We start from the raw sequence: 11,485 nt of genomic DNA on the forward strand, positions 1-11,485 counted from the left end.
GAACCCCTGTTACCACCGTGAAAGGGTGGTGTCTTAACCGCTTGACCAAGGAGCCATATAGGCTTTTTGTTTGTCGCCCGTACTTGCCTTTCTGTCGGCGAGCACATTAACTATAATACATAAATTTTAATATAGTGTCAACACTTTTTCGCAACTTTTTTTTTATTTTTAAATTCATACTAACAAAACCGCTTAAAACCTAGAAATTTATTATGTTTATCTAAATTAAACTTCTTAAGTATTCTTTATAAATATATTATAATTCTATTAGTATGATAATTAAATAAAAATAAAATATATTAAGGAGTTTATTATGATTCATCATGATTTAATTATAATAGGTGGAGGGGCATCAGGATTAATGGCTGCAATTACAGCAAAAGATTTTGGTTTAGATGTAGCAATTATAGAAGGAACTGATAGGATCGGGAAAAAAATATTAACTACAGGAAATGGACGTTGCAATATTTCTAATAGAACAATTTCTTTTCCCTTCCTTTCATACCATAGTGAGAATTCAGGATTCTTTTCTAAAACTTTATCTAGCTTTGGGGTTAGTGATACAGAGAATTTCTTTTTATCTCTTGGGCTTCCTATTATAGAACTAAATAACGGAAAAATGTATCCTAAATCTCTTCAAGCCTCTTCAGTTGTTGATATATTAAGATTTTCAATTGAGGATAGAAATATACCTTTATACACAGATTGCAAGGTAAAAGATATCCACAAGGGAAAAGTTTTTAAATTATCCACAAGTAATGAAGAGAAAAAGTTATTCACATGTAATAAATTAATTTTAGCCTGTGGAGGAAAATCCGCTGTTAAAACTGGCTCTGATGGTTCTGGATATAATTTAGCTAAATCACTAGGTCATACAATTGTTAGAACTATTCCTGGCATAGTTCAATTGAAATTAGATAATCCTTATCTAAAATCAATATCAGGAGTAAAATTCGATGGATATGCTACCTTATTAGTAAATGGAGAAATAATAAGAAAAGAATTTGGCGAAATACTATTTACAGACTACGGTATTTCTGGTCCTCCAATACTTCAATTATCTGGTCATGCATCAAAAGCATTACTTAATAATAAAAATGTTGAAATATTAGTAGATATGCTTCCTAACGAAGATATTGAAGATGTTGAAAACTTTCTTGAAGGACATTTTGCTATGTTTTCACATAGACCAATTATAGATTCTCTTATAGGTGTAATTAATAAAAAATTAATCCCTACAGTACTTAAATCTGCAAATATCTCTAATCTTCATATGCCTTGTTATGAACTAGATTGGAATGATAAGAAAAACATAATTAATATATTAAAGTCTTGGAAATTTAAGTGTGTAGATACTAATGGCTTTAATCAAGCCCAAGTTACTATAGGTGGTGTAAATACAAAGGAAATAGACTCTTCTAATCTTAAATCTAAATTAGTTGAAAATCTATATTTCTGTGGTGAAATCTTAGATGTAGATGGGGATTGCGGTGGCTTTAATCTACAATGGGCTTGGAGTTCTGGTTATATAGTAGCTAAAAATATTGCAGATAATAATAAATAGAAATTTAAATATTTGTTTATAAAAAATAAGGAGGCAATTATTATTCTAAATTGCCTCCTTATAATTCTTTTACTTTATTTATCTGTGTTCTTCTCTTCTCCAACAACCTATTAATCTAGTTAATTCCTTTTTATCTAGAGTTTCAATCCTATGCATACTTATTAATGATCCATCTTCCTGTTCCTTTATATCAGTATATACATTTACAGTTTCTCCATGTTTACATTCTTTTTCAAATGTAACCTTTATTTCATCTAAGGAATAATTATCTACTATATCTTCTGGTAAAGTTTCCATAGCCCAATCAATATATTTAGTATTATTAACATGTTGATTTGAATCTATATCAGTATATCTCACCTTAAAACTATCTTTATATTTATATTCTTGGATTTGCTTAATTCTAGGTAACTTGAATTCCCCCTTCATATCACTTTCCACACCATATAATTGATATTGTGATTCTGGAATTCTCATCATTCTTCTCTTTTCTAAATTAATTAATAAGAATACGGCATTAGCATTAACTATAATATTCCCATTACTATCTTTTATCTCATAATTTCTTAGAGCGTAGTATTTTTTAAATCCTACTGGTTCAGTTTTCACTTTTAATATTTCTCCATACATAGGTTCTCTAAATATTTTCACATGATAATTATAAAATACCCATGTCATATTATTTTCCATAAGGTCCTTCATTCCAGCCCCAAGACTCTCAGATTGTTTTGTTCCTATATCAGATAATATGTTTATTATAGTGGACATACTGCCCTTCAAATTCTTATCTACGTCGTAATAATGTAATTCATATTCTTTTTCATAAGCTTTCCCCATAAAACTACCTCCTGTTAATAAAGAGGCTGTTATAACAGCCCCCATTTCACATTATTTGTAATTATTTATTTTGCCCTGCTCTACCAATCCCTTATAATAACTTAGATAATTGGATCTATAAAACCATTATCTGAATTATCATTTCCTCCAAAATTATCTACATTAGGTTGATTTCTATCAAGAACAAATATACTAATATAAGCAGACATATATACTGATGCTGCACATGACCCTAATGACATTATTATAGTGCCAAGGAAAGGAATAAAATCAAGTATTGCTGATATTATTACTACAATAAATAAAATACCAGATATTGCAGCTATTCTTCCAATAGTTGACCAAAAATAGCCCTTTCTAAATAAAAGAAAAGTTTCTCTTATTGAATCCGTAACGCTTAAATCATTAATTAAAAATGTTGAATTAAATAATGTCATTGAAGGTGTTATAATTAATAAAATTCCAAAAAATAATGGAATTAAAATAATAAGGCCTAACCCTAATGTTATAATTGTTAGTATTATAAACAAAATTATAAGAGCTATCATTAATGCCATAATCATAAGCCAAACTAATATATTTAGTCCTAAAGCTCTCCATTTTCTATCCCATACATATCTTGTTGCTGATCTCCAACTAACTTCATTTCCCTTATTTGCATCATCTGATATCTTAATTATTACTAAACTACCAAATAAAGATATTATACCTAAAATTAATGATAGCACCATAATAGTCACTACTGTTCCTATTCCTAGACCTGTAAATACTCTATCTAGAGCAGAGTCTGTATATGAGTAAGAATATAAAAATGATGAGCTAATAAAGGCAGTAGCAAATACTGTATAAAATAATATTAATGGTAATATAATTGCTGGTGCCATAAAAATTCCTATAGCTTTAAGGAATTCTAAAAAATTGTCTACACATAGATCAAATGCCCTAGATAAAATTTCAGTTATTCGTAAATTATTTTTTCTTATTTCCATAAAATCACCCCTATTTATTTATACTTATGTATTTATATTTTATCACAATATTTTACTATTTATAATTTATTTGCAATAATTTTACTTATTTAGGTGAAAATTATTAACTATATAAAAAAGGAGATTGCCTAAACAATCTCCTTTTTATATAGTTACTATTAAATTACTCTTTTCATTATTAAATTCACTTTCCTACTAACGTGGTCTTCTTGTTATTAAATCTGCTATAAATACTATTGCAGCTACAACAAGTAGAATATGTATTAATCCTCCACCTATTCTAAATAGTAGACCTAATAACCAAATCGCAACTACTATTCCACCTAACCATCTTAGAAATCCCATTATAACCGCCTCCTAGTTCTTATTAATTTCATTTTTTATTTCTTTAGTAGTCTCTTTAGCAATATCAGAAACCTCATCTTTGCCCTTATTTACTTTTCTATCTAAAATTTCTCTTACATTCTCTTCTTTATCTTTAACGTTTTCTAAACCTTCTTTTATGCCTGATTTAATATCTTTTATATCTTCCTTCTTTTCATTAATTAAATCTTCTAGCTTTTCTTTTCCTTCGTTTATATACTTAATATTTTTATCTTTAACTTTGTTAAGTAATCTTTTTATTTCATCTGATTTTGAGTTTATAGCAATTCCAGTTAATACACCAAAAGTAGCTCCTAAAGTAACTGCTAAAGTTAACTCTTTTCTTCTACATCTTCTAGTTTGTAATTGGTTATCCTTTATAAAGTTTCTTAACATAGACATAACTGCCACCCCTCATTCTTAATATTTTGTATATTTCTTATTCAAATATACTTAAATTAGATACTTATTTTTCATTAAAATTTAATTTAAATATAGTAACTATTTACTATATGTTACCATAAACCCTATTATTGGTCAATAATTACTATCACTTGATTACAGTTATCATTTATTCTTAATATTTTTTACAAAATTTTACTTATTTTTTTTGTGAATAAAAAAGAGTTGTAATTGATAGATAAACTCCATCTTCATACAACTCTTTTCACTTATATTATTATTAAAGTTCTTTTGTAACTCTTATGGTTTGATCTCTTCTAGGACCAACACCAATAATAGAAATCTTAGTTCCTGTAAGCTCTTCTATTCTAGTTAAGTATTTCTTCGCATTTTCAGGTAGTTCTTCGTAGCTTCTAGCTTCAGCTACTTCTTCACCCCAACCCTCAAATTCTTCATATATAGGTTCACATTTAGCTAAGTCATTTAAGCTTGCTGGGAAATAGTCTATAACTTTACCATCAAACTTGTATCCTACACAAATTTTTAAATTTTCAAGTCCAGCCAAAGTATCTATTTTAGTTACACATAATGATGTTAACCCAGATACCCTTACTGTTGTTTTTAAAATAACTGCATCTAACCATCCACATCTTCTTGATCTTCCTGTAGTTACTCCATATTCATGGCCCTTTTCTCTAATCCATTCACCTATTTCATTATCTAATTCAGTAGGGAATGGTCCCTTACCAACTCTTGTAGTATAGGCTTTAGCTATACCCACTGCATTAGTAACCATAGTTGGTCCAATTCCTGATCCACTTGCTACACCACAAGCAGTTGTATTTGAAGATGTTACATATGGATATGTTCCATAATCTATATCAAGAAGCATTCCTTGCGCTCCTTCAAATAATACAGTCTTATCATCTTTAATTTCATTATATAATCTTACAGAAGTATCTTGAACATAAGGTCTTAATCTTTCTGCAAGCTCTAAATACTCTTTTAATATCTCATCATAGTTTAATGCTTCTCCTTCAAGAACATTAACTATGTATTTATTCTTAAATTCAATATTCTCTTTTAATTTTTCTTTAAAAACTTCTTCATCTATAAGATCACAAATTCTAATTCCAGCTCTTTCAAATTTATCAGTATAACAAGGTCCTATTCCTTTTCCTGTTGTTCCTATGTCATTTTTCCCTCTTGCTTTTTCCTTTAGATTATCTAACACCTTATGATAAGGCATTATAACGTGAGCTCTATCACTTATAATAAGTTTATTTGGTGTAACACTAACACCTTCTCCTTGAAGATAATCTATTTCTGTAAATAAAGCTTTCGGGTCAACAACTACTCCATTTCCAATAATATTTAATTTATTATCATATAGTATTCCTGATGGTATTAGGTGAAGTTTATACTGCTTGTCTCCTACTTCAACCGTATGACCTGCATTATTTCCTCCTTGGAATCTAACTATTACCTGTGCCTCTTCAGCTAAGTAATCAGTCATCTTTCCCTTTCCTTCATCACCCCATTGGGCTCCTAAAACAACAAATGCTGACATTAATTTGCCTCCCTGCCTAAGGACTTGAAAGCCCTCATTAATAAAATTAATTGAAATTAATCTCTAAATATAATATTAACAAACTAAAAATAAACTTTCAACTTTTTTGCGAATATTTTTTTGCAATATATATATATAATTCGTATAATTATAATATGAATATATAATAAAGGAGCATTTTTATGAATATCTATGAAGAATCTCTAAAATATCATGAAGAATTAAAAGGTAAGTTCCAAATAAAATCCAATTGTAAGATTAAAGACGAAAAAGATTTAAGTTTAGCATATACTCCTGGAGTTGCTGAACCTTGCAGGGAAATACATAAAAATCCAGATTCAGCTTACATATATACAAGAAAATGGAATACTGTAGCTGTTATCTCTGATGGAACTGCAGTTTTAGGCTTAGGGGATATTGGACCCTTAGCTTCATTACCAGTTATGGAAGGTAAATCAATATTATTTAAGGAATTTGCGGATGTGGATGCTTTTCCTTTAGTATTAGATACTAAAAATGTAGATGAAATAGTTGAAACTATTATTAGAATATCTCCCTCTCTAGGAGGAATAAATCTAGAAGATATTTCTGCCCCTAGATGCTTTGAAATAGAAAAAAGACTTAAAGAAAAATTAGATATTCCAGTTTTTCATGATGACCAGCATGGAACAGCTATAGTAGTACTTGCTGGATTAATTAATGCTTTAAAGCTTGTAAAAAAAGAAATTGAAAATATAAAAATTGTTATAAATGGTGCTGGTTCTGCTGGTACTGCAATTTGTAAATTATTAATTTCCTTTGGTGCTAAAAATATTCTTATTTGTGATAAGAGCGGAATAATAAATAAAGAAATTAATAATTTAAATGATTCAATGAAAGAATTAGCCTCAATAACTAATAAAGAAAATATTAATGGTAGCTTAAAGGATGCATTAGAAAATTCAGATGTGTTTATAGGAGTATCAGCTCCAAATATAGTAACTAAAGAAATGGCACTTACTATGAATAAGGATGCAATTATCTTTGCTATGGCTAATCCAACGCCTGAAATATTCCCAGATATAGCGAAAGAAGCAGGAATTAAAGTTATAGGTACTGGACGATCAGATTTCCCAAACCAAGTTAATAATGTATTAGCCTTTCCAGGTATATTTAGAGGGGCTCTAGATGTAAGAGCTAGAGAAATAAACGAAGAAATGAAAATAGCAGCAGCACATGCCATTGCAAACTCTGTTAATAAAGAAGACTTAAACTACGATTATATAATTCCAAAGGCCTTTGATTTAAGTGTTCAAAAGGCAGTTGCTAATGCAGTAAAAGAAGCTGCAATAAAGACAGGAGTTTCTAAACTTTAAAATATAAACATCAGAGTATCCTAACTTTAAACTAAGAGAAGTTGTAAGCAATACTTATAATACTAAAGTATTAGATATTATTTCCTTTAATTTTAATAAAAAGATAAGTAGAGTGTGCTGACTTTAAGTGAATCCAGGCTATAAACACTCTACTATTTATTATAATTACATGTTTTTTGATTTTTCAGCACACTTTTCTAAGGCTTTAATTATTGTACTTCTAAACCCACCATTTTCTAATTCTATTACTGCATCAATCGTTGTTCCAGCAGGTGAGCAAACCATATCTTTCAATTCACCTGGATGTTTTCCTGTTTCTAAAGCAAGTTTTGCAGAGCCTAATATAGCTTGTTCTGCCATCTTATAAGCCTTATTTCTTGGAATACCAAGCTTAACAGCTGCATCTGCCATTGCTTCTATAAACATAAATACATAGGCTGGAGATGAACCGCATAATGCAATAAATCCATGAAAATATTTTTCTTCTAATATTTCATATTGCCCAAACATATTAAAAATTTTGCAAACTTCTTCCACTTCATTTTCTTGTAAATTATTATTAGGGTAAATTGCTGAAATTGCTTCTCCTACTAATGCTGGAGTGTTAGGCATAGTTCTAACTATTTTATAGTCATCTCCAATCCAATTCTCCATATCCGCCATTGATATGCCAGCTGCAATAGATATTATAATAGTATCTTTACTTATATTGTCCTTTATATCTAATATTATTTCCTTGAAAATATTAGGCTTAATTGCTAAAAATAATATATCAGAAAACTTAGCTACTTCTTTACTATTTAAAGTAGTTTTTACTTTAAATTCATCTTCAATATTTTTTCTTGATTTCTCACTTTTAGTAGATACATAAATATTATCACTAGATACTTCATTAGATGATAATATTCCTGTAAGAATAGCTTTTCCCATATTACCACAGCCTATGAAACCTATTTTTTTATTCATTCCCTACACTTCCTTTTTATTTTTTATTATAGATAAATTTCTTACTTTTTTATAATTTATGAACTTAGCCATTACACCCATAGGATAGCTTTTTTAATAAAATCCAAACTATTTATAAGGAGGGATAGTCATGAAAGATACTTTAATAGAAATTAAATCAGCTAAAGAACCTAAAAATCCTATTATAAAAGTTATCGACAAAAATAGTTTTTATGATATTTATATTTTTCTTCAAGGCTTAACTAAAGAAGAAATAATTATAAAAAGTATAAATAACTTTCTTGTTTTAAACCTCTCCTTAAAAAATAAGTTTAATGATTTATTGAACTTTAAAAGAATACTTTATTTAAATAATGTAGATATTGATACAATAGAAAATTCTGTACAAGCTAATTATATCTACTTAAAGGTTCTTAAAAGTTAAAAATAATGGAGCTGTCATAACAGCTCCATTATTAAAAATGTACAATGTAAAATGTATTTATTTAAATTTTAAATTTTTTAATTTTACATTTTTCATTATTAATTTTAAATTGTTTAATGACATAAGTGTATTATTCCTTATAAACTAACTCTAAATTAGCAAATTTACTATGAGCACCAATCCATGCCATCTTAACTGTTCCAACTGGGCCGTTTCTTTGCTTAGCTATTATACATTCACCTATATTCTTTTCTTCAGTTTCCTTATTGTAATACTCATCTCTATATAAGAACATAACAACGTCAGCATCCTGCTCAATAGATCCTGACTCTCTTAAGTCAGATAGCATAGGTCTATGGTCTGCTCTTTGTTCTGGAGCACGTGACAGCTGTGATAAGGCTATAACAGGACATTCCATTTCCTTTGCCAAAGCTTTTATAGATCTAGATATTTCTGAAACTTCTTGTTGTCTACTTTCGCTTCCTGAGCTACCACTCATTAATTGAAGGTAGTCAATTAGTATCATATCTATCCCATGTTCCATTTTTATTTTTCTACACTTTGATCTCATTTCCATTACGCTAAGACCTGCAGTATCATCTATGTATATTTTAGCCTTAGATAGAGGCCCTGTAGCCCTTGCAATTCTCTCCCAATCATCATCATCTAAGTTACCTGTTCTAAGCTTTAACATATCTACATTTGCTTCTGAACATAGTAATTTATATGCTAATTGTTCCTTTGACATTTCCAGAGAAAAAATAACTACACTTTTTCCTTCTCTTAATGCTGCATTTTCTGCGATATTTAAAGAAAATGTGGTTTTTCCCATAGAAGGTCTGGCTGCAATAAGCACCATATCTCCCTTTTGAAATCCTGATGTTTTAGCATCTAAATCTCTTATACCTGAACCAACTCCAGTTATAGAGCCTTTATTATTAAATAATCTCTCAATTTCTAAGAAACCTCTTTCAAGTACATTAGATAGTGGTTCATAATCATTAGAACCTTGCTTTTCAGCTAAATCAAATATTTTCTTTTGAGCTAAATCTAATACCTCTTCTACTCTATCTTGCTTATTATAACTTTCTTCTATTATACTGGTAGCCGATCTAATTAATTTTCTTAAAGTTGATTTATCTTCTACTATTGATATATATGCTTCTAAGTTTGCTGTTGTAATTACTGATGAGCTTACTTCTGATATATAAGTAACCCCACCTGCTTTATCTAACATATCTGTTGATTTTAAATATTCTAATAAGGTTACAAGGTCAACAGCCATATCCTTTGAGAACATCTCTCTTATAGCCTTAAATATAACCTTATGTCCATCCCTATAGAAATCTTCTTCATTCAGCTTTTCTAAAGCTTTTGCTATTGCACTTTTATCTATTATCATTGCTCCAATAACAGATTGTTCAGCTTCTAAGCTTTGAGGTAAACTTCTCATTATTGGTGTATCCAATTTGTAACCTCCTTCCTTTTCATAATAAATATATTATATCAAAAATTTCTACTAGAAAAAAGCTGATAAGTATTATATTGATTTCTTGTTATTACCATATCAAGTTAATTCAAATAATATTTATCAGCCCTTAATTTATTTTATTTTTCGAATACTATATCCATTAATTCTTCAATTTTGCTTATAGACTTAACTTCTATATCCTTTAAATCTAATGGAATTTCTTTTTCGTTTGCTTTAGGAATAACTACAAGCTTTATTCCTTTTCTTCTTGCTCCATATATTTTTTCAAAAATACCACCTACTGGTTTAACATTTCCTCTTAAAGATATTTCTCCAGTTATTGCTACATCTTGTCTAATTGGCTTTTCTAATAAAGCACTTATTATAGAAATAGTTATAGCTGCACCTGCTGATGGCCCATCTATTCTTCCACCACCTACTACATTTACATGAATATCGTAATCCTTAATATCCTTATCAGTAATTCTTCTTATTACTGATGCAGCATTGAATACTGAATCCTTTGCCATAGAACCTGCAGTATCATTAAATTTAACAGTACCCATTCCTGGTTTCTTTGATTCAAAAGCTACAGCTTCAATTTCTAATGTAGATCCTAAGAATCCACTTACACCTAAGCCATAAGTGTGACCTATTTCATAGCCTTCTACATCTTCCACTCTTTCAAATGGTATATATCTTCCTATTGATATAACTTCTTCAACATCTCTTAAAGTTATAGTATCGCTTTCTTCGTTAGAATTATATAATGCATATCCATATGCATCAGCTAGTATATTTACAGCTTTTCTACCTTCAATAGTGTATCTGCTAATAAATTCAGCAACACCCTCTTCTAGTTTTACATTTAGCTTTTTAGCTGCATTTTCTATTATGCCAATAATATCTGTTGCTGATAATGGCTCAAAGTATACTTCTGTACATCTAGATCTTAACGCAGGATTTATTTTTCCTGGATCTTTAGTAGTTGCTCCAATTAATACAAAGTCTGCTGGAGCTCCTTTTTCAAAAAGATATCTTATATATTCTGGAGTATTTTCATCATCTGGATCATAATATGAAGATGAATATTCAACTCTCTTATCTTCTAAAACCTTTAATAATTTATTTTGAAGAATATCATCTAATTCTCCAATTTCATCTATAAATAAAACTCCACCATGGGCTTCTGTTACTAAACCAGTTTTAGGTTCTGGCACCCCAACTTCTGCTAAATCTTTTTTACTTCCTTGATAAATTGGATCATGTACTGACCCTAATAAGGGATTAGTAATTTCTCTTGGATCCCATCTTAATGTAGTCCCATCTACTTCAACGAATTTTGAATGCCCATCAAATGGTGTAAATTTTAATTTTTTTGCTTCTTCTAAAGCAAGTCTTGCTGCTGAAGTTTTACCTACTCCAGGAGGTCCATATAAAATTATATGTTGTGGATATGGTGATGCCATTTTTGAAATTAATGATTTTATAGCTCTTTCTTGACCAACAATTTCATCAAAAGTTTCTGGTCTTAAAAGACTCAT

At 29.2% G+C, this 11,485-nt stretch carries 11 protein-coding genes; 3 read left to right on the plus strand and 8 right to left on the minus strand.

The annotated features are described in order from the left end of the window. Positions 1 to 313: 313 nt before the first annotated feature. Positions 314 to 1,564 carry an NAD(P)/FAD-dependent oxidoreductase gene (locus HUJ77_RS05430; RefSeq protein WP_291707560.1) on the plus strand — a complete coding sequence of 417 codons (1,251 nt, stop codon included), beginning with the start codon at positions 314 to 316 and terminating at the stop codon, positions 1,562 to 1,564. Positions 1,565 to 1,642: 78 nt separating this feature from the next. On the opposite strand, the gene HUJ77_RS05435 is transcribed toward HUJ77_RS05430, so the two are convergent. The 5 genes from HUJ77_RS05435 to HUJ77_RS05455 all read right to left on the minus strand — a co-directional run bounded on the left by HUJ77_RS05435 (position 1,643) and on the right by HUJ77_RS05455 (position 5,725). Next, complete coding sequence (locus HUJ77_RS05435) at positions 1,643 to 2,401, minus strand: acyl-ACP thioesterase domain-containing protein (protein WP_291707561.1); 759 nt, start codon at positions 2,399 to 2,401, stop codon at positions 1,643 to 1,645. A 101-nt stretch (positions 2,402 to 2,502) separates the two neighbouring features. Continuing rightward, a complete protein-coding gene (locus HUJ77_RS05440; RefSeq protein ID WP_291707562.1) occupies positions 2,503 to 3,390 on the minus strand; it encodes a hypothetical protein in 888 nt (295 codons plus the stop codon). A 195-nt stretch (positions 3,391 to 3,585) separates the two neighbouring features. Next, positions 3,586 to 3,735, minus strand: a complete 150-nt coding sequence (locus HUJ77_RS05445; RefSeq protein WP_291707563.1) for a lmo0937 family membrane protein — start codon at positions 3,733 to 3,735, stop codon at positions 3,586 to 3,588. A 12-nt stretch (positions 3,736 to 3,747) separates the two neighbouring features. Beyond that, entirely contained in the window at positions 3,748 to 4,155 is a 408-nt protein-coding gene (locus HUJ77_RS05450; protein ID WP_291707564.1) for a YtxH domain-containing protein, read from the minus strand. 280 nt (positions 4,156 to 4,435) lie between these two features. After that, on the minus strand, positions 4,436 to 5,725 hold the full coding sequence (locus HUJ77_RS05455) for an adenylosuccinate synthase (RefSeq protein WP_291707565.1): 1,290 nt from the start codon (positions 5,723 to 5,725) through the stop codon (positions 4,436 to 4,438). Between the two features lie 182 nt (positions 5,726 to 5,907). Here HUJ77_RS05455 and HUJ77_RS05460 point away from each other — a divergent pair, with 182 nt between their 5' ends. Further along, complete coding sequence (locus HUJ77_RS05460; RefSeq protein WP_291707566.1) at positions 5,908 to 7,080, plus strand: malic enzyme-like NAD(P)-binding protein; 1,173 nt, start codon at positions 5,908 to 5,910, stop codon at positions 7,078 to 7,080. Between the two features lie 165 nt (positions 7,081 to 7,245). Here HUJ77_RS05460 and proC read toward each other — a convergent pair whose 3' ends face one another. Beyond that, positions 7,246 to 8,046: a pyrroline-5-carboxylate reductase gene (proC, locus tag HUJ77_RS05465; protein WP_291707567.1), complete on the minus strand. Its 801-nt coding sequence runs from the start codon at positions 8,044 to 8,046 to the stop codon at positions 7,246 to 7,248. A gap of 130 nt (positions 8,047 to 8,176) precedes the next feature. On the opposite strand from proC, the gene HUJ77_RS05470 reads away from it, so the two are divergent. Continuing rightward, positions 8,177 to 8,470 (plus strand): hypothetical protein, encoded by a 294-nt coding sequence (locus HUJ77_RS05470; protein ID WP_291707568.1) that lies wholly within the window; start codon positions 8,177 to 8,179, stop codon positions 8,468 to 8,470. A gap of 130 nt (positions 8,471 to 8,600) precedes the next feature. On the opposite strand, the gene HUJ77_RS05475 is transcribed toward HUJ77_RS05470, so the two are convergent. Together HUJ77_RS05475 and lonC are read right to left on the minus strand one after the other, a co-directional pair. After that, positions 8,601 to 9,938 carry a replicative DNA helicase gene (locus tag HUJ77_RS05475; protein ID WP_291707569.1) on the minus strand — a complete coding sequence of 446 codons (1,338 nt, stop codon included), beginning with the start codon at positions 9,936 to 9,938 and terminating at the stop codon, positions 8,601 to 8,603. A 140-nt stretch (positions 9,939 to 10,078) separates the two neighbouring features. Continuing rightward, positions 10,079 to 11,485, minus strand: a 1,407-nt coding sequence (gene lonC / locus HUJ77_RS05480) for a Lon family ATP-dependent protease (RefSeq protein ID WP_291707570.1), incomplete at its 5' end; no start/stop codon positions are given.

The sequence above is a fragment of the Clostridium sp. genome (assembly GCF_021443865.1).
Taxonomy (GTDB): domain Bacteria; phylum Bacillota; class Clostridia; order Clostridiales; family Clostridiaceae; genus Clostridium.

Excerpts from the sequence above, each read along its gene's own strand:
- HUJ77_RS05430 (WP_291707560.1), top strand. The coding sequence starts at position 314 with ATGATTCATCATGATTTAATTATAATAGGTGGAGGGGCATCAGGATTA.
- HUJ77_RS05435 (WP_291707561.1), bottom strand. The coding sequence starts at position 2,401 with ATGGGGAAAGCTTATGAAAAAGAATATGAATTACATTATTACGACGTA.
- HUJ77_RS05440 (WP_291707562.1), bottom strand. The coding sequence starts at position 3,390 with ATGGAAATAAGAAAAAATAATTTACGAATAACTGAAATTTTATCTAGG.
- HUJ77_RS05445 (WP_291707563.1), bottom strand. The coding sequence starts at position 3,735 with ATGGGATTTCTAAGATGGTTAGGTGGAATAGTAGTTGCGATTTGGTTA.
- HUJ77_RS05450 (WP_291707564.1), bottom strand. The coding sequence starts at position 4,155 with ATGTCTATGTTAAGAAACTTTATAAAGGATAACCAATTACAAACTAGA.
- HUJ77_RS05455 (WP_291707565.1), bottom strand. The coding sequence starts at position 5,725 with ATGTCAGCATTTGTTGTTTTAGGAGCCCAATGGGGTGATGAAGGAAAG.
- HUJ77_RS05460 (WP_291707566.1), top strand. The coding sequence starts at position 5,908 with ATGAATATCTATGAAGAATCTCTAAAATATCATGAAGAATTAAAAGGT.
- proC (WP_291707567.1), bottom strand. The coding sequence starts at position 8,046 with ATGAATAAAAAAATAGGTTTCATAGGCTGTGGTAATATGGGAAAAGCT.
- HUJ77_RS05470 (WP_291707568.1), top strand. The coding sequence starts at position 8,177 with ATGAAAGATACTTTAATAGAAATTAAATCAGCTAAAGAACCTAAAAAT.